The organism is Actinomyces sp. Marseille-P3109, from assembly GCF_900323545.1.
Lineage (GTDB): Bacteria > Actinomycetota > Actinomycetes > Actinomycetales > Actinomycetaceae > Actinomyces.
Genome location: NZ_OOHN01000008.1, coordinates 335376 through 359604, shown reverse-complemented (window position 1 = coordinate 359604; position 24229 = coordinate 335376). Strand labels below are relative to the sequence as shown.

Annotated in this window: 20 protein-coding genes; 11 read left to right on the top strand and 9 right to left on the bottom strand. The window is 67.0% G+C overall.

All coding sequences use genetic code 11. The annotated features are described in order from the left end of the window. Positions 1-199: 199 nt before the first annotated feature. The 3 genes from BQ8008_RS01755 to BQ8008_RS01745 all read left to right on the top strand — a co-directional run bounded on the left by BQ8008_RS01755 (position 200) and on the right by BQ8008_RS01745 (position 3598). A complete protein-coding gene (locus tag BQ8008_RS01755; protein ID WP_108832544.1) occupies positions 200-2311 on the top strand; it encodes a PspC domain-containing protein in 2112 nt (703 codons plus the stop codon). A gap of 80 nt (positions 2312-2391) precedes the next feature. Further along, positions 2392-3063, top strand: a complete 672-nt coding sequence (locus BQ8008_RS01750) for a hypothetical protein (protein ID WP_108832543.1) — start codon at positions 2392-2394, stop codon at positions 3061-3063. 163 nt (positions 3064-3226) lie between these two features. After that, entirely contained in the window at positions 3227-3598 is a 372-nt protein-coding gene (locus BQ8008_RS01745) for an SdpI family protein (RefSeq protein ID WP_108832542.1), read from the top strand. Positions 3599-3661: 63 nt separating this feature from the next. Here BQ8008_RS01745 and BQ8008_RS01740 read toward each other — a convergent pair whose 3' ends face one another. After that, positions 3662-4255 (bottom strand): DJ-1 family glyoxalase III, encoded by a 594-nt coding sequence (locus tag BQ8008_RS01740; RefSeq protein ID WP_108832541.1) that lies wholly within the window; start codon positions 4253-4255, stop codon positions 3662-3664. Between the two features lie 181 nt (positions 4256-4436). On the opposite strand from BQ8008_RS01740, the gene BQ8008_RS01735 reads away from it, so the two are divergent. From BQ8008_RS01735 to BQ8008_RS01715, 5 genes are all read left to right on the top strand, one after another. Next, the gene (locus BQ8008_RS01735) at positions 4437-5267 is read left to right on the top strand and encodes a sensor histidine kinase (RefSeq protein WP_234415178.1); all 831 of its coding nucleotides are present in this window, start codon (positions 4437-4439) and stop codon (positions 5265-5267) included. Continuing rightward, positions 5260-6075, top strand: a complete 816-nt coding sequence (locus BQ8008_RS01730; RefSeq protein ID WP_234415177.1) for a response regulator transcription factor — start codon at positions 5260-5262, stop codon at positions 6073-6075. The genes BQ8008_RS01735 and BQ8008_RS01730 overlap by 8 nt, the downstream gene beginning before the upstream one ends. A gap of 113 nt (positions 6076-6188) precedes the next feature. Further along, positions 6189-7223 carry an ABC transporter substrate-binding protein gene (locus tag BQ8008_RS01725; RefSeq protein ID WP_108832540.1) on the top strand — a complete coding sequence of 345 codons (1035 nt, stop codon included), beginning with the start codon at positions 6189-6191 and terminating at the stop codon, positions 7221-7223. A 104-nt stretch (positions 7224-7327) separates the two neighbouring features. Next, the gene (locus BQ8008_RS01720; RefSeq protein WP_108832539.1) at positions 7328-9079 is read left to right on the top strand and encodes an ABC transporter permease; all 1752 of its coding nucleotides are present in this window, start codon (positions 7328-7330) and stop codon (positions 9077-9079) included. 23 nt (positions 9080-9102) lie between these two features. Then, entirely contained in the window at positions 9103-10290 is a 1188-nt protein-coding gene (locus BQ8008_RS01715) for an ABC transporter ATP-binding protein (protein WP_108832538.1), read from the top strand. Positions 10291-10341: 51 nt separating this feature from the next. Here BQ8008_RS01715 and BQ8008_RS01710 read toward each other — a convergent pair whose 3' ends face one another. Next, complete coding sequence (locus BQ8008_RS01710; RefSeq protein WP_108832537.1) at positions 10342-11874, bottom strand: alpha-amylase; 1533 nt, start codon at positions 11872-11874, stop codon at positions 10342-10344. A gap of 176 nt (positions 11875-12050) precedes the next feature. On the opposite strand from BQ8008_RS01710, the gene BQ8008_RS01705 reads away from it, so the two are divergent. Continuing rightward, entirely contained in the window at positions 12051-12254 is a 204-nt protein-coding gene (locus BQ8008_RS01705; protein ID WP_108832536.1) for a CopG family transcriptional regulator, read from the top strand. A gap of 10 nt (positions 12255-12264) precedes the next feature. Continuing rightward, complete coding sequence (locus tag BQ8008_RS01700) at positions 12265-12639, top strand: type II toxin-antitoxin system death-on-curing family toxin (protein WP_108832535.1); 375 nt, start codon at positions 12265-12267, stop codon at positions 12637-12639. Between the two features lie 68 nt (positions 12640-12707). Here BQ8008_RS01700 and BQ8008_RS01695 read toward each other — a convergent pair whose 3' ends face one another. The 7 genes from BQ8008_RS01695 to BQ8008_RS01660 form a co-directional block, all read right to left on the bottom strand. Next, positions 12708-13751, bottom strand: coding sequence for a 5-methylcytosine restriction system specificity protein McrC (locus tag BQ8008_RS01695; RefSeq protein WP_234415176.1), 1044 nt, complete (start codon positions 13749-13751; stop codon positions 12708-12710). Between the two features lie 71 nt (positions 13752-13822). Next, entirely contained in the window at positions 13823-15280 is a 1458-nt protein-coding gene (locus tag BQ8008_RS01690) for an McrB family protein (protein WP_108832533.1), read from the bottom strand. Positions 15281-16106: 826 nt separating this feature from the next. Beyond that, positions 16107-16937: a class I SAM-dependent methyltransferase gene (locus BQ8008_RS01680; protein ID WP_108832531.1), complete on the bottom strand. Its 831-nt coding sequence runs from the start codon at positions 16935-16937 to the stop codon at positions 16107-16109. 89 nt (positions 16938-17026) lie between these two features. Beyond that, a complete protein-coding gene (locus BQ8008_RS01675) occupies positions 17027-17809 on the bottom strand; it encodes an alpha/beta hydrolase family protein (protein WP_108832530.1) in 783 nt (260 codons plus the stop codon). Positions 17810-17924: 115 nt separating this feature from the next. After that, positions 17925-18707 carry an SDR family NAD(P)-dependent oxidoreductase gene (locus BQ8008_RS01670; protein ID WP_108832529.1) on the bottom strand — a complete coding sequence of 261 codons (783 nt, stop codon included), beginning with the start codon at positions 18705-18707 and terminating at the stop codon, positions 17925-17927. 223 nt (positions 18708-18930) lie between these two features. Next, entirely contained in the window at positions 18931-19710 is a 780-nt protein-coding gene (locus BQ8008_RS01665; RefSeq protein ID WP_108832528.1) for a carboxymuconolactone decarboxylase family protein, read from the bottom strand. A 180-nt stretch (positions 19711-19890) separates the two neighbouring features. Continuing rightward, a complete protein-coding gene (locus BQ8008_RS01660) occupies positions 19891-22401 on the bottom strand; it encodes a glycoside hydrolase family 3 protein (protein WP_199907914.1) in 2511 nt (836 codons plus the stop codon). Positions 22402-22576: 175 nt separating this feature from the next. On the opposite strand from BQ8008_RS01660, the gene BQ8008_RS01655 reads away from it, so the two are divergent. Further along, positions 22577-23581 (top strand): alpha/beta hydrolase, encoded by a 1005-nt coding sequence (locus tag BQ8008_RS01655; protein ID WP_108832527.1) that lies wholly within the window; start codon positions 22577-22579, stop codon positions 23579-23581. Positions 23582-24229: the final 648 nt, after the last annotated feature.

Here is a 24229-nt window from a genome sequence, read left to right as displayed (position 1 = left end):
GGGGGGCTCCACGGGTACCTCGGCCCGGTGGGCGCGGACCCGGGCTGCGCGGCCCACTGCTGAGACGTCGTCATGACACCATCGTGGCACGCCAGGGTTCCCGATCCGATTGTGCCCCGGGGGATTCGGGGGACAATCGGGGATCATTCAGGGGGTCCCCTGATCGTGGCTCGAGGCGCCGACACGAAGAATTGATGGCATGAACGACACGCCCACTCCACCGCCTGACGGCGACTCTCCCGCCGGCTCCAATTCCTCATCCCCTTCCTCCCCCCACGGCGCCGACGGCGCCCAGCACAGCTCCCAAGCGGGCCCGCAGTATGGGCCGCAGTACGGACCACAGTACGGACCCGCCTCCTCCTACCAGCAGTACGGGGGTCCCCAGCCCGAGCCCCGGAACAGCTCGACCCGCCGCTTCTTCGACTCCCTGCGCGGCTCGGGCCTCATGCGCACGAACGAGCGCTGGATCGCCGGCGTGGCCGGCGGCGTGGCCTACCGCTTCGGCCTGGACCCCATCCTGGTGCGCTGTGTATGGGTGGTGCTCTCGATCTTCTCCGGCGTCGGACTGGTTCTCTACGGCGTGGCCTGGGCGCTCCTTCCCGAGGAGTCCGACGGGCGCATTCATCTGGAGGAGGCTTTCGCCGGCCGTTTCAGCGCAGGTCTGGCGGGTGCCATCGGCACGACGATCGTTGGCATGTCGACGCTCGACAACGGTTTCATCCCCAGCTGGTACGTCGAGCTGTGGGGTATCCCAGGGGTGGCGGCCCCCGTGTGGTCACTCTTCTGGCTGGGGCTGACCGTCCTGGCTGTCATCCTCGCCGTTCGTTTCGCTCAGAACCGTCGCGGACGTCGGCGTGACCCTCAGGGGCCCCAGCCCTGGCAGACCACTCAGCACGGCGCCACGCCGTCATCGGGGAGCCGCCCTGGTGACCAGACCAGTCAGGCCGCGCCCACGGGCTCCTCCTCGGCGGCCGGGTCATCGGCAGCCTCAGACTCCTCCATCTCCTCCGCGCCCGGCTCCGGCCCCAGTGCCTCAGCCTTCGGCCGGCCTGCCAACGGCCCGACCTGGCAGAACCGCTCCTACCGGCAGTACCAGCCCTACCAGCCGGCCCCCGCGCCGGTCCGTCCGCCGCGCCCGCGTCGCCCCGGCCCCGGTTCCTCGGTGTCGTTGGCCGTCCTGGGCCTGGGGCTTCTGGCCGGAGCGGGAGTCTGGTACGCCACGGCGACCCACCACGTCGGCCTGCTCCAGGGCCAGTTCATCCTCATCGGTACCCTGGTGGCGCTCCTGGGCGCGGGTATCTTCATCAGCGGCCTGCGCCGTCGGCACGGCGGCTGGATGACGGTGCTGGGCTGGCCGGCTCTGTTCGTCATGGCGATCCCCGCTCTCGTGGCCGCCTCGGTCACACCCCCGAGCCTGGCCCACATGCCCTTCGCAGTCATCACGGACTCGGCCACGTTCGACTCGACCACGGTCACCTGGAAGGAGCTGTCGTCGTCGGCCAGTGGGGGCAGCGTCACCCGCAGCAAGGACATCGGCGACCTCACCCTGGACCTGCGTGGCATGCCCGCGGATGAGGCCGGCCGACTCTCGACGATCAACGCCCACCTCGACGTCGGGCGCCTGCGCATTAAAACCGATGCGGACCAGCCGGTGACGATCAAGACCAAGGTCGACATGGGCTCGGTGGAGTCAAGGGTCTCCCGGGCCTGGACCGTCAACGGCAAGCAGATGGCGCCCGATGAGGAGGGGGCGACCACCTACGACGTGAACGGCAAGACCGTCTCCTCCTACAAGAACGACCACGGTGGCCTGAACATCACGTCCACCCTGACGTCCCCCGGCGGCGGGGACGGGCGGCAGGCGATCACGATCAACGCCTCTGTGGACACCGGGACGATCGAGGTCACCGACCAGGGCGACAACATCTCCTGGCACGGCAACGCCGATGAGTCCGTGTGGATCGTCAACTACTGGTCCGATGAGCACGGAGACGTTCATCGCGGTTCGCTGCCGATCCCGGGCATGAACCACCAGGCCATCACGGTCGACGACGCCGAGGCCTGCATCCGCTCCGCCCACGAGAGCGTGGACGCCGATGATCGCAGTGGGAGCGCCAACTGGCGGGATCTGTCCGACCTCACCTCCAAGGAGCGCGCCTCCTACGACGCCTGCGTGCAGAAGGCCCTGGCCGGGCAGAGCGCCGCCCGACCGATCACGAGTCCGGCCCCCTCAGGAGCAGCCACGCCGGCGCCGTCCCAGACACCCACCGAGCAGCAGGCTCCCGCCGAGGCCCCGGCAGACGCCGGCTGATCGGCTCGGTCACCCGCACTCGTTCGAGACACCCAGACCTCTTCCCGGGCATTCCCCGGCATTCACGCAAGGAGACCCCCATGAGCAGCACCTCGTCCACCACATCACCTGAGGACGCAGGCGGAAACGCCGTTGAGGAGACCACCGAGGACGCCACGAGGCCCTTCCCGGCCTCGGACGACACCCGGCCGCTGACGCAACCGCTGACTCAGCCACTGCCCCAGTCACCGACCACGCCGCGTCCCGCGTCCAACGACGCCTCCACCGACGTCCTGAGCACAAAGGGGGCGCCGGGCGGCACCGACCAGGCCGCTCGCCCGCGCGATGCCGATGCTGAAGGCGGGGCAGTAGCGCAAACCGATGTCCTCCCCTCTCCGGCCTCGAGCTCACCCTCGAACCATGACGGTTTCTCCGCCCCCTTCGGTGCCGATCCCCTCGGTCGGGGTGGCAAGAACGGCGAGGACAGCAGCACATCGGCGGACTCGGCTCCCGCGCCATCGGCGTCCAGTCCCGTATGGAGTGCCGGGATGGTGGCCGGCAAGGATCAGCAGCCGCCAGCGCCCCGGGACATCAAGGGCTCCACACTCCTGTGGGGGGCGTTCCTGCTCCCCGTGGGCGGACTGCTCATTGCGGCGGGCCTGGGACTGCGCTTCGACTTCACGACGACGGCGATCGCCTGCCTGGCGGGCCTGGGGATCCTGCTCGTCATCGTCGCCCTCATTCCTAAGAGGCGGAGCGGTATCAAGCCCTGATGCCACCGCCTGCGCCGCACGCGGACGCATCTGAAAACTCGCCACCTCCCCCCCACCAGGCGGGCACGCGAGACCTCAGGCGCGTCCGCGTGGGGCTAGCATTGCGGGAGAACTCACTGGAACCGAGAGCCTTCACCGCCCCGACGGACAACGAGGGACATCGATGGTTGAGACAGTTTTTTCCGTACTCATGAGCCTGATCCTGTGCTCGGCCGGAGTCGTGCTCGTACTGTTGGGGCGCCGGATGTCGCAGCACAGGCTCCCGCCGAGCTCGTGGACGGGAGTGCGTTACGAGATCGCTCTCCGATCCGAGGAGAACTGGTACACGATGCAGGCCCGGTGCGCAGCGGCGACTAAGGGATTGGGCGTGGTCTTCATCGACTCGGCTCTCCTGTTCGCCGTTCAGGCGGCCCTGCCTGAGACGATCTCGATCCTGGTCCCCATGATCGTCATGCTGATTCAGACGGCAGCCGGCATCGCGATCCTTCATGTTCAGGCCCGCAAGTGCGCCGCGACCCTGACGAGGAATGCATGAACCGGCCCCTCAGACCCAGGCGAGGGAGCCGGTCAGAGGTCATCAGCGTCAGGGTCGGAGCGCTCAGCCCTGGTAGACGATCTTGGCCTTGACGTCGTCGACGGCCTCCTCGCCGAGGTAGTGGCGCACGATCTCCAGGCCGAAGTCGATGGCGGTGCCCATGCCGCGGGAGGTGATGACAGGGCCGTCGGTCACGACGGCGGCCTGGCTGACCTGCGCCCCGTGATCGGCGAGCACGCCTACGAAGCCGGGGTTCGACGTCGCCCGGCGGCCCTCGAGCAGGCCCAGCTCGGCCAGGATCGAGGGGGCGGCGCAGATCGCGGCCACCGGCCTGCCGGCGCGCACCCGCTCGGAGACCGCGGCCATGAGCGGCTCAACGGCCTTGAGGTTAGGGGTGCCGGGGAGGCCGCCGGGCAGGACGAGCATGTCGTAGTCGGCCAGGTTCGCCTCGGCCAGGGTGAGGTCGCAGGTGACGACGATGTTGTGGGAGGAGGTGACGGCCCGCTCGGGGGTCACCGAGATCATCGTCGTCGGGACGCCGGCGCGGAAGAGGATGTCCACGGTCGCCAGCGCCTCGACCTCCTCCAGTCCCGGCGCGATGAAGACGGCGACCGCCTTGTCGGTCTTCTGGTCGGTGGGAGCGTGGAAAGCGGGCATGTCTCCTCCAGGAAGGTCATCTCAGGTGCGTGCGACTGGCTCTACTCACCTTACGCGCCTGCCACAGCCCACCGGAACCGTACCGGTCCGTCTGCACCGTCCTGAGTGCCCGACGCCGGTAGTAGTCTTGTTGACCATATCCGCGCGGACAACGCCTGAAGCACTGGGAGGCGAGCGAGGGATGATGTGGTGGACTGTGGCCCTCTGCTCAGTTGCTCTCGCCCTGATCGTCTGCGCGGTTCTTCTCGCCCGTTCCCAGTGCTCCCTTCAGCGCACCCGCGGGGAGCTCGCCCGTCTGCGAGCCTTTCATGAGGAGCGGATGCGCCGCCCCAACGTGCTGTCCCATGAGCTGCGCACCCCCCTGACCGTGGTACGCGGTGCCGCCGAGCTGCTCCTCGACGAGAGCGCAGGCCCGCTCAATCCCGATCAGAGGCGCTTTGTCCAAACGATTGCGGAGAACTCCAATCAGGTCATCGAGATGGCCTCCGATCTCCTGGCCGAGGCCAGTTTGGAATCCGATCTGTTCAACCTGCGCCTGGAGTGGACCGAGATGCGCCAGCTCGTGCGCAGGTGCGTCGCCCAGCTGCGCCGGGTGCACACCGCCTCCATCCGCATGGATAACCACGGGGCACCGCTGCGCATTCAGGTCGACCCCCGCCTGATGGGGCAGGCCGTCACCAATGTTGTGAACAACGCCGCCCGGCACGCGGGCGAAGGCGTGTCCATTCTTGTGCGCGTCACCGAGTCCGAGGAGACCGTCACCGTGTCCGTCTCCGACGACGGCACGGGTATGCCCCCGCAGGACCGGGCCCTACTGTTCACTCCCTTCGCCACCGGCGGCTCCCGGCGCCCGGGAACCGGCCTGGGGATGATGATCACCCAGCGCATCGTCGAGCTCCATGGCGGGAAGATCCTGGTCGATACCATCTCCCGAAAAGGGACGACCGTGTTTCTCACTCTTCCACGCACATGGCGGGAACCCGATCGCGAGGAGGCGACTACAGGTGAGTGACGTCATGGAGGCACCAGAGGCTCCCCGGGTCCTCGTCGTCGACGATGAGCCGCAGATCCTCATGATCATGCGTTTCGCCCTGGAGACCGCGGGCTTCGTCGTCGTCTGCGCGGCCGACGGCGCTCAGGCCTGGTCCTTGTTCAAGCAGCAGTCCTTCGACCTCGTGATCCTGGATCTCATGATCCCGGCCGTCTCCGGGGTGACCGTGACCGAGCGGATCCGGACCGTCTCGGAGGTGCCCATCATGATGATCACCGCCCTGTCGGATGAGCCGGACCGGATCCGGGGCCTTGAGGCCGGGGCCGACGACTACGTCACCAAGCCATTCAGTCCTCGGGAGCTCACGTTGAGGGCTCAGGCGCTCGTACGTCGGTGGCGCGGTCGGCGCGCCCAGGCCCTGTCCAACGGGGATCTGGTCATCGACACCGCTTCGCACCGGGTCCACCTGCGCGGCTCGACCCTGGACATCACCGACACCGAGGTCAGGTTTTTGGAGGTCATGGCGCGCAACATCGGTCGGGTCGTCACCTATCGGGATCTGCTCAGCCAGGTGTGGGGCACCGAGGACCGCAGCGGCGGCAAGGACATGATCAAGACGACCGCCTACCGGGTGCGCCGAGCCCTGGGCGAGGAGGGGCGGCGCTACATCCACTCGGTGCGTGGAGAGGGATACACCATGCCCCGCCTGGAGCGGAGCGCTCTGGGCAGCACGCCGAGCACGAGCGCGGACCCCGGAGCGGAGTCGCACCGTCCCCCCCCCACCGCAGTGACCCACCACGGTAACGGAGACGTTACCAACCGTTACTGACCATCACCCCGCCGGCCTCCACCACCAGGAATGATGAGGCGATCGGTGGGGTGTCGTGCGAGAGCCCGATGACCTCCCGTCTCTCGATCCCACTTGATTCAAAGGAGAATCCCATGAGGAAGCGGTTATTCCCCGCTCTGCTCGCCGTCGCCACCGCGAGCGCTCTGGCCTTGACCGGTTGCGCCGTCGACAAGACGAAGAGTCAATCGATCACCGTCGCCTGCGGCGCCATGGAGGACCTGTGCCAGAAATGGACCCAGACCTTCACTGAGCAGACCGGCATCCAGGCCACCTACGTACGACTGTCCTCCGGGGAGGCCGTCGCCCGTCTGGACTCGGCGAAGAACGCCCCGGAGTTCGACGTCTGGCACGGTGGCCCGGCCGACGGGTACGGCACCGCCGCCGCCAAGGGCCTCATCGAGGCCTACGACTCCCCGAACGCCGCCAAGATCCCCGACAAGTACAAGGACGCCGACCACAAGTGGACCGGCGTCTACGTCGGGGTCCTGGGCTTCTGCTCCAACAAGAGCGTTTTGAGCAAGCTGGGTGTGGATACCCCGGCATCGTGGGACGACCTGCTCAATCCTGCACTCAAGGGGCAGGTCTCCACCGCGCACCCCTCAACCTCCGGAACCGCCTTCACCACCTTGTGGACCCAGAATGTTCGCTTGGGCGGCCAGGACCAGGCCTTCGACTACATGAAGAAGCTGCACGGCAACGTTCTGCAGTACACCAAGTCCGGCACCGCCCCCGGCCAGATCGCCGGCCGCGGCGAGGTGGGAGTCGGCCTGGTTTTCTCCCACGACTGCGTGAAGTATCAGGATGAGGGGATGTCCGATCTACAGGTCTCCTTCCCCAAGGAGGGCACCGGCTACGAAGTCGGTGGAGTAGCGCTGGTGGCCAAGTCCTCCCATTCCGATGCCGCCAAGAAGTACATCGACTGGGCGCTCTCGGCCGATGCCCAGAACGTTGGACAGACCGTGGGCTCCTACCAGATTCCCACCAATCCCGACGCCAAGATCAGCGACAAGATGGTCAAGCTCGACGACGTCACCCTGATCGACTACGACTTCAAGGCCGCGGCGGAGGCGAAGCCCGAGCTGACCAAACGCTTCGACGAGGAGATCGCCGCGCAGCCGAAGGAGTGACGGATCCTCGCTCCCCGTGTTCTGGGGCCCTGCGGCCCCAGAACACCCTTCATCCTCGACGGTTGCCCGCACGCGGGCGGCCCCTGTCCCGAACGGAGTCCTCCATGTCTTCTGTGGCCTCAACGCTGCCCTCTTCCCACGCTCCCGGGTCAACGCCGGCAAAGGCAGGGCGGTCCACGAAGGTTCGACGAGACCCGGTGACCATCGGCATCGTCACCATCGTCGCTCTCATCCTCACCTGCCTCATCCTCCTTCCGCTGGTTACCATCCTCTCTCAAGCCTTCTCCGCCAGCGGCTCAGAGGTGCTTGCCAGTTTGCTGAGCTCGACGACGAACCGAACAATCGCTCTCAACACCGTCGTGCTGGGCGTCGTCGTCGGGTCCGTGGGCACGCTCGTCGGTTTCTTCTTCGCCTACGTGCAGGCCCGCGTAGACATCCCCGGTAAGCGTCTGCTTCATCTCATCTGCCTCATTCCGATCGTCTCCCCGCCCTTCGCAGTGGCCACGGCCTCGATCACACTGTTTGGACGCAATGGGATCATCTCCACCCAGCTGCTGGGCCAGCAGTGGAACATCTACGGCCTACCAGGCCTCACGCTGGTGCTCTCCCTCTCCTTTTTCCCCGTCGCCTACATGAACATGCTCGGCATGCTCCGCAACCTGGATCCGGCTACGGAGGAGGCCGCTGCATCACTGGGCGCCTCCCCCTGGACGATCTTCCGCACGGTAACCCTGCCGATGCTCATCCCCGGTTTCGCCTCCTCCTTCCTGCTGCTCTTCGTCGAGGCGATTGCCGACCTGGCGAATCCATTGGTCATTGGAGGTGACTTCACTGTTCTAGCCTCCCGTGCCTACATCGCCGTCAACGGTGAGTACAACACAGCAGCCGGGAGCGCGTACTCCCTGGCGCTGCTCGTACCGGCACTGCTGGTGTTCATCCTCCAACGCTATTGGGCCTCCCGCAGCTCGGCGGTCACCGTCACCGGTAAGCCCACCGGAAGAGTCCGCCCAATCCGCGCTCTACTACCCCGAATCATCCTGTCTGTTACGACGGTGGCCCTGGCGCTGTTCATCGTCTCGATCTACGCAACCGTCATCCTGGGATCCTTCGTCAAGATCCTGGGAGTGGACAACACCTTCACGCTCAAGAACTTCCAGTACGTGCTTTCCGGAATTGGCAACGATGCCATGATCGACACAACTATCTTAGCCCTCATCGCCACTCCGATCGCAGGCATCCTGGGAATGATCGTGGCATGGCTCGTTGTTGTGAGACTCAAGGCCAGCGCCGGAGTCATGGACTTCCTAGGCATGCTCGGACTGTCGGTGCCGGGCACAGTCCTGGGAATCGGATACCTCATCACCTTCAATCAACCGATCATCTACAACAATCTCATGTTTATGCCTGCCCTGGCCGGAGGCAGCGCTGTCTTCGGGGGAGCCATCGCGATCATCATGGTTTACGTAGCCCGTTCCATGCCCTCGGGACAGCGCTCGGGGATCGCCAGCCTCCAGCAGATTGATAAATCGATCGACGAGGCGTCCACATCACTAGGCGCATCAGGCCTCCAAACCTTCATGAAGGTGACGATGCCACTCATCAGACCGGCATTCATCGCCGGCCTCACATACGCCTTCGCCCGCTCCATGACAACACTTTCTCCAATTATTTTCATTACCACTCCGAAAACGAAGATCATGACCTCCCAGATCCTCGCAGAGGTTGATGCGGGGAGATTCGGAAACGCCTTCGCCTTCTGCACCATTCTCATTGTCATCGTCATGCTCGTCATCGGCATGACCAATCTTCTCGTCCGCGACACCTCGGTCACATCACAGGCTCGCACAGGCATGTGAGACCGACCAGAAAGGACTCCACCATGACCCTTAACTCCGACGCTGATATTCAGCCGATCTCCCAGGATAATAATGCCGCAGGCAAGAGCGGCCACCTCTCCCTGGTGGAGCTCACCAAGACCTTCGGCGAAGGCGCCGGAAAGGTGACGGCCGTCGACCACATCAACCTTGACATCAAGCCCGGAGAATTCATCACCCTCCTGGGACCTTCAGGTTGCGGTAAAACCACGACCTTGCGGATGATAGCCGGATTCGAGGACGCATCATCCGGAAAGGTGATGCTCGACGGCGACAACATGGCAGTTGTTCCACCTAACCGACGCCCGATGTCCATGGTCTTCCAGTCCTACGCTCTCTTCCCCCACCTGTCAGTGCGAGACAATGTCGCCTACGGACTCAAGCTGCAAAAGATGTCGGCGGCGCAGATGGACGAGGCAATCGAGGTGGCCCTGACCTCGATGAATCTGACGGCGATGGCCAAACGGGCACCCTCCCAGCTCTCCGGCGGCCAGCAGCAGCGCGTCGCCCTGGCCCGCGCCATGGTGGTACGCCCCAAGGTGCTGCTCTTCGATGAGCCGTTGTCGAATCTCGACGCCAAACTGCGGATCAAGATGCGCCTGGAGATCCGCCACATGCAAAAGCGCCTGGGGATCACCTCCGTTTACGTCACGCATGACCAGTCCGAGGCGATGGCGATGTCAGACAGGATCGTCGTCATGAACTCCGGCCATATCGAGCAGGTCGATACTCCCGCAGAGATCTACCTGCACCCGGCATCGGTCTTCGTGGCCGACTTCGTGGGGCGCGCCAATTTCCTTGTGGCTACGGTCACCGGGAGACCGGACACGGCATCAGGAACGCAGAAGTGCGCGACGGTGAGGGTGCTCGGTTCCGAGGCGACGGTTCCCGCTCACCCCGATGCGCTGGACGATGGCCGGGATGTCGTGCTCATGGTGCGGCCCGAGTCCGTGCGCCTGACCGCCGCCCACGAGCCGGCTCAGACGATCTCGGGATCTCTGGGCCAGATCATCACTCGCGTCTTCTACGGGGAGACTGTCGAGTACGAGGTCGAGACCGAGTACGGGTCCATCGTCTGCGTCGTCGCCGATCCGCACGAGGACGAGTTCTTCCAGGAGGGACAGGCCGTTCGTGTCTCCATCGAGTCCAGCAAGGCGTGGCTGCTGCCCGCAGAAGCGAACGCACCGGCCTAGCCTTTTCGACCACGCCCACCAGCGCTGAGTGTCCCGAGCCGTTCGGGACACTCAGCGCTGGCGCAGGAGGTGCTGGGTGGCGCTGTCGAGAACCGGTCGGGCGGTCTCGGGCGCGTAGACGCTCAGGCCGCCGTCGGACACGGGCAGCTCGACGTCGCCATCGTCACCGACGGTGACCGGCTCGTGCCCGCCCAGGACGCAGAGCCACTGCTCGCCGGCGTGCCCGGCCCCGACGTGGAGGCGCTTGGTACCGGCCCGACGGTCGGACAGGACGACGGCGAGCCCGGAGCCGGGGTGGGCGTCGTCGCCCTCACGCGCGAATCCGACGATGTCGGGCTCGTCGAGGGCGTCGTGCTGAGGTCCGTGGGCCAGGGAACGCCGCATGGTCATCAGCAGCGGAAGCTCGGTGACGGCCGGCAGGTCGCCGGTCTCGGGGGTGCCGAACAGGTCGCCCCAGAAGACGCAGGGGGTTCCGGCCTCGCGCAGCAGGATGAGGGCGTAGGCCGAGGGCTTGAACCAGGGCTCGATGGTGGAGGCCAGCGACTGACCCGGCTGAGTGTCATGGTTCTCCACGAAGGTGACGGCGCGGGCCGGGTCAGCGGCCACGAGGGTGCCCTCGAAGAGACGGGACAGGTCGACGTCGCCGTTGGAGGCGGAGGCGGCGTGCAGGTGGAAGTGGAGGGGGACGTCGAACAGGCTCGTGGAGGGAACGGCCTCCAGGTAGCCCTCCAGCTCGGCGACGTCGCGGGACCAGTACTCGCCGACGGCCGGCAGGGCGCGCCCGGTGGCGCGGCGCAGCTCGGGCAGCCAGCGGGCGAAGAAGTCGGCGCCGACGTGCTTGAGGGCATCCAGTCGCAGGCCGTCGACGCCGGTGGTCTCCACGTACCAGCGTCCCCAGCGGTCCAGCTCGTCACTGACGGCGGGGTCGGTGACGTGGACGTCCGAGCCCATGAGGTAGTCGTAGTTGCCGAGCTCGTCGTTGACGTTCTCGTTCCACTGCTTGCCCTCGAAGAGCCACACGCCCTTGAGCCGGCGGGCCTCGTCCCAGTCGGTGCCGTGGAAGCAGGTCCAGTCCCAGGTGAAGTCCGAGTGAGCACCGGCGCGTCCCGGGAAGGTGTAGCGGGTCCAGGCGGTGATCTCCTCGGCATCACCGATGGGGCGCAGGCGGTCGTGGGGGTCCACCGGGGTGGCGCGCACGACCTCAGTGTCGTCACCGCCCATACGGTGGTTGAGAACGATGTCCGCCACGACGCCGATGCCGGCCGCGTGCAGGGCCTCGATGGCAGCGAGATAGTCCTCCTTGGTGCCGTACTTGGTGGGGACGGTGCCCTTCTGGTCGAACTCACCCAGGTCGTAGGTGTCGTAGACGCCGTAGCCGACGTCCTCCACCCCGGCCTGCCCCTTGTAGGCGGGCGGCAGCCAGGCCGAGCTCACCCCGCAGTCGGCCAGGAGGGCTGCATTGTCCGCCAGGAGGCGCCAGTGGCTGGAGTCGGCGGGCAGGTCCCAGGCGAAGGCCTGGAGCAGGAGAGGGTTGACGACGTCATCCGAGTCGGTGGGGCTGGGCTGGGCGTGGTTCTCGGTCACGGCACCGATGCTGCCAGCCCCACCCCGACGGCGAAAGCCGAACGCGCAGGATGTCCCCGGCCGGAAGATGGTGCACCCCCACGCACAGAATGCCCCGGGCGAGCTGAGGACTCCGGTCGATCCTCCGAGCGCACCACACGTGATACCAGTTTGGTATCACCTGCTACTGTGGGCGCATGGCGATGACACTGCGTTTAAGTAAAGAGGATGAGCGTCTCCTGACACTTCTTGCCCAGGAGGACGGGGTCAGTCGCCAGGAGGCGACGATCCGGGCGATCCACGAGGTGGCCGCACGCCGCGGACATGAGCAGCGAGTGAAAGAAGCGTCCGCCCGTGTCCGCATCCGGTATGCCGAGGTCCTGGAACGCCTCGGTCGCTGATCGGACACAGATGATCGAGTATCTGACGCTTGAGGACGCCCTGTTGCTCATTGAGGAGCTCGCCGTCGGGCCGGTGCGGGATCTCGGCCTGGTCGACTCGGCGCTGCACCGGCCTGCAGTCACTCTCTGGGGACGCGACGCGTACACCACGATCGATGAGAAGGCTGCGGCCCTACTCGATTCCCTGGTCCGCAATCATCCCCTGGTGGATGGAAACAAGCGCCTGGGGTGGTTGGCCACGCTGGTGTTCCTGGACATCAACGGCCATTGGATCGAGGCTCCCGACGACGACGCGTATCAGCTGGTGATCGCCGTCGCGGCTGGAGAACTATCCCTTGAGGAGATAGCTTTGGCCCTCTCGCAATGGCGCTGTGAGCCGGAGTAGGGACTCCGGCAGCAGGGACAGGAGTACCGCACCTCTACACGCAAGACGCCTGCATTGATGGGGCCGGCTCAGGCGGGTGCGAGCAGGGCGGCGACGTCGTCGAGCTGGGCGGCGATCTCGGTGAAGTCCCGGTCCAGGTCGAGGGTGCGCACGTGAAAGCGGTGCCCGGTCTCGGTCCAGGTCTCGCAAATCGGCGGGTCGACGGCGGTCTGGGCGTAGAGCAGCATGCCGGCGACCTCGCGTCCGCCCTGTCGGGGGTCGCTGGCCTCATGCATGACGTAGCTGTAGATCTGGTTGCGGTTGGCCGGGGACAGGATCTGCCTGTCGTAACGGGAGCCGAGGATCCGCCCGTAGCACTTGGTGTCGATGATGAGGGTCCGCTCCGGCCCGGTCAGAACGATGTCGGTGTGCAGCCCCGGAAGGAAGACCGGGGCGTCCTCGATGCCGCCGCTCACCCAAGGAGCGCCGGCACGTAGGTGGGGGTGGTGGCGGCGGAAGTAGGCCAGGACGAAGCGCTCGTACAGGGCGCTCAGCTCCTGGGCGTCGAGGAAGTCCGCGAGGCTGACTGCGCCATCGGCGCCGCTGAGCAGCCGCTCGTCCACGACGAGCCGGCACACCCCCATAAGCAGTCGGTAGGAGCGGTTACCGCGGTGGAAGCGCAGCCTCTCCCAGTGCAGGTGCCTGAGATCGCAGACGCTCATCACCTCGACGTCGCCCATGGCGAGCAGCGTGGACTTCAGGCGCGCCCTGCGGGCCGGGGCGATGTCGCCGTGCAGGATCAGGCGCAGGGCGGCGGTCTTGAGGAGCCGGTTCATGAGGGTGTTCTCGGTGCGCTCGTCATAACCGCAGTGCACCAGGCTCCTGCGGCGGGCCCTGAGCCGCATCGTGGCGACCGGGTCGATGCGTCCCCGCACAACCGACAGGTCCTCGGTGAAGGGCTGATAGTCCCGCTCGAAACCGCGTCGACGCTGGTTGTCCAGCCCACCGGCCAGGATAGCGGCGAGCATGTCGTGGACGTGCTCGAAGTCCTCGGCCGCCAGGCGCCGGTGCTCACCGGTCTCCAGCGCCTTGAAGGCGTAGGCGAGCATGTAGTAGACGTTCTTGAGCAGCACCGTGCTAGGGCCACGCCGGTGCGGTCGGCCGGGAGACCCGTCCAACGCCCGTCCGGGCAAGGCGGTGGCCGTCATGGCAGGACACTCTCCAGCTCGTGAATGCTCTCGTCCATCGCGGCGGGATTGTCGAACCAGTACTCGCGTACCAGCGGCTCGAGCTCGTAGCACACCACCGAGGTCACATCCGCATCCGTGCCCGCAGGGTTCTCGGGGCTGCCTGCAGGCAGGCACAGGTAGGAGTGGCCGATCTGGAACCCGGGCCCGAGGGCCTCGTCCTCGGCGATCCGCTGGTTGAGACGGCGCACGACGTCGACCAGTGCCTCCAGCCTCGAACTGCCCACAGTCTCGACGTGCCTGAGGAACCCGGGGTGATCGAGGGCCGGCCTCATCTCGAAGAAGGCGAAGCGGCGCCGCAGCGCGTAGTCGATGAGGGCCAGGCCCCGGTCGGCGGTGTTCATCATGCCGATGAGGTGGAGCCGCTTCGGAACGGACAGCAGCTCCCCGGACACGGGCAGGCGCAGCGCCTCCCCACGATGCTCGGCCTCAATGAGCATGAGCAGCTCGCCGAAGGCCTTGGAGATGTTGGCGCGGTTGATCTCGTCGATGATGAACACGTAGTCCCGTCCCGGGTCGGCGGCAGCACGCCGGCAGAACCTGGCGAAGACGCCCTCGGCGGCCGCGAACCCGCCCTCGGCCGTGGGGCGCAGCCCGACGACGACGTCCTCGTAGGCAGTCGACTGGTGGAACTGCACCACCTCCACCCGTGAGTCATCCGTCTCACCCATGAGCGCGTACGCCAGGCGCTTGGCGGCGAAAGTCTTCCCCGTCCCCGGAGCTCCCTGGAGGATGAGGTTCTTCTTACGTCGCAGCAGCCCGAGCATCTGCTCCAGGTCCTCGAGATCGACGAACACCTCTGCCAGGAAGTTCTCCCGCGTGTAGACGTCTGCGACGTCGGACTCGTCAGCGTTCTGGGGGCTCGCGGCAGGGTCGGGGGTCGTGGACGAGAGAGGGTCGTTCCGGTCCCGGAACGGTGACTCGAGCTGGGCCGGGTTGTAGCTCGTGTTCTCCGTGACTCGTTGCAGGGTCAATGCACCCACACGCCGGTCGAGCGGCCAGGAGCCAGCATGTGTCCACTCGATGTCGCGCACGCAGCGGTAGGCAGGCCGGGCGTCGTCGTAACGGAACTCTGAGCGGACGATGCCACGCCCTATGATCTCGGTCGGACCGCGCCGGGCGTAGACGACGTCGCCGGGACGCATCGTGTGGGTGAAGTCCCGGATCATTCTTGCCGCGCCTGTCGGCCTGCCTCCCCAGTCCCCGTAGCCAGCCTCCAGCGCCTCGATCACAGCCTCCTCGTTCGGGTAGATCGTGGGGTCGCCGATCCGATCCCAGTTGAGCGCCATGATCCCGGCCGTTCGAAATTCCTCCCACTTCCCGGCGCCCTCGCCGGGAACGTAGAGCCAGTACCCGCGCTCCTGTTCCTGGGCGCTCTCAGCGCCCTCGACCGACGCCGTCATCGGCTCCCTCATAGTTCCTCCTCATTGCCCGTACCCGCAGCGCTGCGAGCACGTCCAGGGAGAAGAGTAGTGCCGGCTTGCCTCATCAGTACCAGCTGGGTGCGGTCGCTTCCTCGGCGGGGACATTCGACGCCGTCGAGGACGGGATTGCTGTTCCCGTACGCGCAGGATGTCCCCGGCCGAAGGATTGTGCCCCCCTACGCGCAGGATGTCCCCACAGACGGGAGAGGAAGGACGCAATATGGACAGAGCGGAACGGCGGCCCCATAATGGTGGGGAACCACCCGGCTGCAACCGGATGACTCCCCTAGCAAGAGGCCGGCTCAGCCGAACCACTTGCCGAGGGCATCCACAAGGACACCGACGGCCCGGACCAGGCGAGCGATTGCGGTTAACACGTCGCTCACCTTCCGGGCCGTTACCTTGTCCTTACGAACTTTTCTGCGTCGGCCTCTCGGCTTGGACACGGCCCTCACCTCCTTCCCAGCTCCTTCCTCCCCGGCAAGGACATAGGTGTTCCGGGGGAAGGTGCCGACGTGAGGCGTCATCCATCATGCCAACGGGAGCCAACACCCATCCCGCGTTTCCACAGCACGGGGATCCCGCAACAGGTCAGCCATCCCTGTGGATACCTGCGCCGTCGGCACTCACCCCGCGCCACTTGATTCTCGGCACGCGGTTGCAGCCGGGGACATTCCACGCAGCCGGGTGCATACTGCTCCGGGCGGGGACATTCGACGCCGTCGGGGACGGGATTCCTGTTCCCGTACGCGCAGGATGTCCCCGGCCGGAGGATTGTGCCCCCTACGCCAGAAACGTCCCCGTCGAGAATGAGTCATCAGGCGGCCGGCGCCCGCAGCACCACGATGCGCTCGGCGAGTCTGCCCACCAGCGGAAGCCGCATCAGGGGCGCGAGCACGGGGTGGTAGCGCGCAATCGTGTCGATGAAGGGGACGTCGTGAAGCAGCGTGAATCCGGGGGCGATCGTCCGATGGAACTCGGCGGCGCTGGAGCAGCCGTAGGTGTAGCGCGCCCCCGCGTCCTCGACCGAGCGCTCCCGGCCGTACTTCTGGAACAGGCGGGGCATGACCTCGATGAGAACCGTTGCACCGGGCAACCGAGCAGCGATGATGTCCATGAGAGAGCGCACCTCATCCTGCTCGAGGTACATGCTCAGTCCCTCGACGATGACGAGCACATCGTTGCCCACTTTGCCGCTCGTCTCACCCTCCCCCAGCTGGTCGGGCCAGGCGGGGTCGAGGGCGGAGGTGGCGATCGTGCGGTGGCGCTCACCGTCCTCCAGCAGCCGGCGCCGCAGCGCGATGACGTCGGGCAGGTCGAGGTCGAACCAGGTGACGCGCCCGTCGTCGAGGCGCTGGAAACGGGTGTCGAGCCCGCAGGCGATGTTGACCACCGTGCAGCCGGGGTGGGTGGCGAGGTAACCGGCGACGAGCGGGTCGAGCGTGAGGGTGCGCAGCACGACGCCGTCGGCCATGAGGCGGTCCTGTCTCGCCATGGTGAAGTCGTAGTCGAGCCGGGAGACGAGCTCGACGGCAGCAGGGTCCGTGAAGCGCGGCCGGTCGGAGAGCGTGTGCTCCGCCCTGGCATGGAGGGTCAGCAGCATCGTCTTGCTGACACCAGTCAGGTCCGCTGTCTCGTATGCGCTCATGCAGTCAATTCTGCGATGCCGGCGATTGGAGCACCAGCACCGTCAGAAAACGGGATGCGCCGTGCGGGCTCTGCGGTCAGCCGCGCGACTCAGCCCTCCTCGAGGACCCCGTTCCAGGCCAGGAAGGCGGTGGTGCGACGCATGGCCTCCTCCCAGTTGGCGTCACCGAAGCCGTGCGCGGCGCCGGGAATCGTGACGAGCTCGGCGTCGGGCAGGGTCCGCACGGCGGCCCGGGAGACCTCGATGGGCACGGAGCGGTCCTGCTCCCCGTGGACGATGATGACCGGGCGTCGATAGGTGGCCAGCTCGGCCCCGACCTCCAGGTTCCAGCCGTCAACGGCATAGCTGCGTCCCAGGCGGGTGCCCGCCCAGTCGAACTCCTCGGGCACAGCGGCCAGCGTGCGGAAGGCAGCACGCAGGTTCTCCCCCAGCCTCAGCGCCGGGTACCACAGAGCCAGGGCAGCGATCCGCTGCGGGTGGCGTGCAGCCGCGAGCGCCGCGACCGCCCCTCCCAGGCTCAACCCGAACAGGGCGACCCGGGAGGCGTCCGCCTCCGGCCACGCGCAGGCCGCGGTGAGGACGGCCTCGAGGTCGGCCAGCTCGGTGAGGGCCGACATCGCGGTGGTCTCACCCTGGCTGGCGCTACCGCCGCCTCCGCGGAAGTCGAAGCAGATGGACACGGCCCCGGCGGCGGCGAAGCGCCGAGCCATGGGGGCCACGCGGGTATGGGAGCCCTCCATGCCGTGACAGCAGATGACCAGGGGTGCGGGGACCGAGGACGCGGTGCGCGGGACGTAGGCCAGTCCCCCGATCCTCTGCCCCTGGGCGGTGAAGGTGACCTGCCGGGACAGGTAGGGCTGCGTCGTCGTCACGTGCTCTCCTTGCTGCGCTGGGCCGGCAACGGGAGTCCGGCCCGGCGGCCATCGTAGACGGGCCGCCGGGCCGGGTTTGCCTCCACCGCAAGCAGGAGGGCGGAGAAGCGCACCCTCAGATGGCGCTGTAGCCGCCGTCGACGAGGATGGGAGAGCCGACGACGTAGCCGGAGGCCTTGGAGGCCAGGAACAGGATGGCGGTGTCGAGCTCACCCTCCTTGCCGAAGCGGCCCAGCGGGATCATGGCACGGAAGGCCGATCCGGTGTCCTCGGCGTCCAGGACATCGGTGGTCAGCTCGGAGTAGAAGTAGCCGGGACACAGGGCGTTGACGGTGATGCCGTACTTGGCCCACTCCGCGGCCAGAGCGCGCGTGAGGTTCACGGCGCCGCCCTTGGCCGCGTGGTAGGCGGCCATGCCGGCGACGTTGGAGCCGACCATGCCGTACATGGAGGCGACGTTGATGATGCGTCCGTAGCCAGCGGGGATCATGGCTTTCTTCGCGGCGGCGCGCGAGACGCGGAAGATGCCGTACAGGTCGATGTCGACCTCGGTGTCGAACTGCTCGTCGGTCAGATCCTCGGCGGGGCCGAAGCTTCCCGTTCCGGCGTTGTTGATGACGATGTCGAGCCGGCCGAAGGTCTTCAGAGTGGCGTCGACGACGCTGTCGACGCTGGCCGTATCGCGCACATCGCAGTGCAGGGCAAGGGTCTTGACCCCGAACTCCTCGGTGATCTCCTTGGCCACGGCCTCGACGCGCTCGACGCGACGCGCCACGGCGACGATGTTGGCTCCGGCACTGGCCAGCGCCTTGGCCATCTGGATACCGATGCCAGATGAGCAGCCGGTGACGAGGGCCACCTGGCCGGTCAGGTCGAAGTAGTTGCGGTCCATGGTCATCTCTCTTCCTTGAGTTGTTCCCCGGCCCGCTGGCCGAGGGGTGCAGGCGTGAGGGCTGCACGCAATGCCGAGTAATATAACTTACAAGGAAAAGTGTTATTAGTATATATGATAAATCAGTGGTCGCCCTGGGACAGATGAGGTCAAGTCGAGAGAGTGCCACTCATCACACCGCATCATCTCGACGACGAGAGGCACCCTGAGACTCGTGGTTCAGCGCCTCTCAGCGGTAGGCCTCCGAGGGAGCGTTCTCGTCGTAGTTAGCCACGAGGACCAGGCCGGATAGGGCGTAGGGGCCACCGATGTAGGGCATGACCTGGACCAGTGCCGCGGTCACCTTCTGGCGGGAGGAGCCGGCCCGGATGGCCCCGGCCACGTGCGGACGCAGCTGGGTGGAGGCGCCGATGGCGGCGATGGCCACGAGACTGATGAGCTCGCGCAGGGCGACGTCGAGCCCGCCGCGGGTGGCGAAGTCGCCGAAGGTCGAGGAGGTCAGCAGGTGGGGCACGAACTTATCGAAGGGCTCGGGCAGCGAGGAGAAGACCTCCTTGACCTCGTGACCGTACAGCGGAACCTGGATGGCGGCGCCCGCCTGCTCCCGGGCGCTGGGGTCGGCGGCGTCGACGGTGCCGGCGTTCTCCAGGGGCAGGGAGACGCCGTGCGCCTCGAAGACCCCGTTGGCGATGTCGATGGCGTTGAGCGTCTTGGGGAAGCCGATGTAGGGGGCGCACTGGTAGATGGTCTCGCGCACCTGGAGCGGACTGGCGCCGATGTTGAGGGCGGCGCCCACGTGGGCCCTGAGCTGGGGAAGGGTCTGCATGGCGGTCAGGACGGTGACGGTGAGCAGCTCGCGCTCGACGTCGGTGAGGACACCCGTGGAGAAGGCCTCGTCGAAGATCCCGTTCTGGAGGATGTCGAACAGTTCGGGGTCCGTGGGGTGGGGCTGGGGCTCCACCCCGAACAGTCGGTTGAAGGTCTCACGTGCCTGAGGTGTCAGCGCCATGGGGGCTCCTTATGATTCGCGGTCAGCTCGACCTGAGCATGTCACGTCCGCCGTCCGGGTGACAGGTTCTCTCACGCCTCATCATCGGCTCTCCGCGCGACGGCGAGCACGCACGTCAGCTGCGTTGAACCCTCCTCGCTCCTCACGTCAGAGGTGACCGGTCTCAACCCCCGCGAACAGTCACCGTCCGGAACCGGCGAGCCTCCAAATCATGCGGATGACCCGGGCGGCCTGCTTCTCGAGCTCGGTGCGCGTCAGGCTCACCCCGCCGTCGTCCGATTCGGTCTGCCCGTCCGACAGCCGAGCGTCGCGCCCCCGCCTGAGCGCGGCCAGGAGATCCTCCCGGTCCGATTCGCCTCCGGGCATGAAGAGCTCGTTGCCGGCCTTGACGCTCGCCGCGGCGGTGGCGCGCGGATGCTTCATGTCGCTGTGGGTCATGCCGGCAACCACCCAGTCGGTCATGACCAGGCCGTCGAAGCCCCACTCCTGACGCAGGATGACCTCGAGCAGGTCGGTCGACTCCGAGGTGTGGACACCGTTGATGAGGTTGTAGGAGGTCATGACGGCGGCGGGCCGGGCCCGGCGCACGCAGGTCTCGAAGGCGCGCAGGTAGAGGTCGCGCAGGGCTCGGGGACTGACCCGGCTGTTGGAGTTGAGGCGGTTGATCTCCTGGTTGTTGCAGGCCAGGTGCTTGATGGTCACACCCCGCCCCGGATGGGACTGGACGCCACGGGTGATGGCGGCGGCGATGTGCCCGGCCAGCAGCGGGTCCTCGGAGAGGTACTCGAAGTTTCGTCCGCACAGGACGGAGCGGTGCAGGTTGAAGGCGGGGGCGAGCCAGAGGTCGACGCCGAAGCGCTCCATCTCGGCTCCGACGACGTCGCCGAACCGCTGCGCCAGGCCCGGGTTCCAGGACTGCGCGAGCGCGGTGCCGATGGGGATGGCGGTGGTGTACTGCTCGCGGATCTCGGCGGGCTCTCGAGGCTCGGGCTCGTCGGCGATGCCGAGAGCCTCACGTCCGGCGTCATCCATGAGCTCGAGGAAGGTGGCGGGCAGGCTGGAGTCGCCCAGGGAGAAGGGGCCCTCGGCGTCGACGCCGTAGGTGGGGGCCAGGCGCAGTCCGGCGGGCCCGTCGGCCATGATGAGGCTGGGCAGGCCGGGGATTCGGGTGGTGGTCTGGCCGGCCGCGCCGATGACAGTGGTGGAGGCCGCTCCGACGATGGAGCCCGATTCCTCACCGCTGAGGTAGTCACCCAGCACAGCGTGCATGAGGTCGTCGTCGGACAGGTCCCGGGCCAGGGCGAGGGCCTCACTGAAACCCTCCGGGGCCGTCCGCTCATCGGGTGCGGCACCGTCCGGCCGACGCAGGTGGGCCGGGTCAACGACGAGCACCGGCAGGTCTGCTGGAATGTCGAGGACCACCGGAGCCTCGGGCCTCCAGTCCGTGAAGCCGGGATCACCCAGGTCGCCGGTCAGGAGTCGCACGGTTGCGTCCTGGGCGAGCTCGACGACGGCGACGGGGCTCAGGTGCCGGCTGGAGGTTCCCACCCGCAGCAGGTAACGGCCGGCCTCCAGGACCGTGGCGCGGGTGGCCTCGTCGTAGGAGGCCAAGTCGGTCAGGTCGATGTCGATGGTGATGTGTACCGTGGCGCCGGGGGTGATCTCGTCGGTCTTGGCGAGGCCGGCGAGCGCCTGAAGCGGCTGGTCGAGGCGACCGGCCGGCACACTGGCGTAGACCTGGACGGTCTCCTTGCCCGGATGCTCACCGGTGTTGGTGACGTCGACGCCGATGCTCACGCGAGCCCCGTCGAGGCTCGCCCGGCGGGTTTCGACGTCGAAGGTCGTGTAGCCCAGTCCGAATCCGAAGGGGAAGAGCGGCTCCTTGCCGACCGAGTCGTAGAAGCGGTAACCGACGTAAACGCCCTCGCGGTAGTGGGTGTCGTCCGGGTCTCCGAAGTCGCCGATCTGGTCGCACTCGTCCCAGGCGGCCCAGGTGGTGGCGAGCTTGCCGGAGGGATAGGCCCCGCCCAGGAGGACATCGGCGAAGGCGTTGCCGATGGCCGCGCCGAGCTGGGAGAGCAGGAGGATGTTAGTGATGTCATCGAGCGGGCTGAGGTCGACGACGCCGCCCACGTTGAGGACGAGGAGGAACGTCTCGAAGCACTCGTTCAGACAACGGATGTCGCGGATCTCGGTGTCGGTGAGCCTCAGGTCCCCGGCCTCGGGGGTGCGGTCGCTGCCCTCACCGGAGGTTCGGGCCAGGACGTAGACGGCCGTGCGCGGGTCGGAGTCGGTTTCGATGTCGAGGGGGATCGTGTACTCCGGCTCGGCCATGACAGAGCCCATGCCGATCATGATGGCGGGGACGCCGCGCTCGGCGGCCTCGGCCCTGATATCGGAGATGAAGTCCTGGTGGGCCTGAGCGCGGACGCGGTCGTAGGCCTCCAGCCAGGGCCTGGTGACGATGGTGAAGCCGGCCGACTCCAGGCCCTCCTCGATGGTGGTGACGTGGCGGGAGTTGACGTCACCGCTGCCGGTTCCACCCTTGATGGTGCCGCGGGCGCCGGAGCCGAACAGGGCGATCTCGCCCGGCTCAGCCAGGGGAAAGGCGCCGTCGGAGCGCAGCAGCACCATGCACTCGGGGGCCAGGGCGCGGACGGCGTTGAGGTGGTCGATCTCGTAGGTTTCCATATCGCGATCTCCTCTTGTCATGCCGACGGCAGCGCCACGTGCAGGCCTCCGCACTGAGTGAACGAACTGGATTCACCCCATCATCGCGGTGCTGTGATGCCTACGATAACGGAGCAGACACCGGATCCGGAGATGTTGTCGGAGAGCGTTTGGGGCTCTGCGGAGTGGAGGAATCATGAAGGCACCCAGGAGAGTCAGCGGGAGCAGGATCGCCGTCGGCGTGGCCAGTGTCGGCCTGACGGTGGGGGCCTTCAGCTTCTACTCCCGCAAGCGCTATCGGCGCTCGGCCGCGGCGAGCCTGACGGAGTACACCACCCGGCCGGTCAAGATGGCGCATGCCCGCATGTCGATCTCCGAGCGGATCGCCCGCCTGGCCGGCCGCCCCGAGCCTCGCCGAGCCGTCCCCTTCCCTGCCTGGGGGCGCTTCTTCTACGACCTGGAGCGGCGCGAGGACGAGGGCATGCCCGTCTACCACCTTCGCCCGCATACGCCGTCGCACGCCGTCATCGTCTATCTCCACGGCGGCGGTTACATCTCGACGGCGGTCTCAGTGCACGCCTGGCTGGTCGATCATCTGGCCCGCAGGACCGGGGCCGACGTCGTCATGCCGCTCTACCCGCTGACGCCCCACCACACCTGGCAGGAGGCGCATCGGCTGGTGCTGGACCTCTACCGGCGCACGGTCGCGGAGAACCCGGGTAAGCGGATCATCCTCATGGGGGACAGCGCGGGCGGGGGCCTGGCGGCAGTCATCGCCCTATCCCTGGCCGAGGCCGGCGACGCCCAGCCCGACGAGCTCGCCCTCATCTCGCCGTGGGTCGATATCACCAACGCCAACCCGGATATCGCGGACTACGTCGACGCCGACCCGCTCATGGCTCCCGAGCCCCTCGCCGAGATCGGCCGTTCCTGGGCGGGCGACACCCCGTTGACCGACTGGCACCTTTCTCCCATCTACGGCGACCTGTCGGGCCTGAAGAAGGTGACGACCTTCGTGGGGACCCGGGAGATCTTCCTACCGGACAACGCGCTCTTCCACGCCAAGCTCCTGGAGGCTGGAGCCGACTCGACGCTGCACGTCGGCGAGAACCTCAACCACGTCTACCCGATGTTCCCCACCCCCGAGGGTCACCGGGCGCGCCGAGACCTCGTCCGCCTCGTCACCGGAGAGCTCGCCTAACCCAACCACGCCCACCCCCGATGACCGCCACTGGCGGCGAGCTGTGGCGGTCATGGCCGTCACACTGACGACGTTGCTCACCCATGTAGCACCCCGCCAGCCCGGCGGTTGGCGCCATTTCGATTCGGCATACGGCGTCTGTCGACCAGATGGATGCGCACTGTCCACTCGCTGGAGCGCACGTCGCCGACGGTGCGGCGTCGGTCCTGGCGGAGCGATGTCTCAGGACATCGGGGGAATCGGCCCCTCTTCTGGCTCCCGGTGGTGCCCGCTGGGCTCCTGGTGACCCTCGATCAGCGGGCCGCTTCCGGCCGGAGCCTGTTCACGTCGGCTACTGCACGGGGTTGGGGTTGTACTGGCCAGGGGTTGTCCGTACTGCACGAGACCCCGAACCCTGTGGAGTACCCCCACGCCTCCCCTATTAGCACCCTGACCTGGTGGAGTAAAGACCCGGACGGGGTCAGAGACGCCCCATGGAGTTCCCGATCAACAAGTGCGTTCCCGATGAGGGTTCGCGCAGTGCGACGGATCCGGCACACGACCTACCACCGCACCCTGCCCGAACACCTACTGGCACAACCTTGAAGTGAAGTAGTGAATGCCTGCGCGGTGATGTGGCGCATTGTCGCCAGCAGTGGAGGAGGCGCT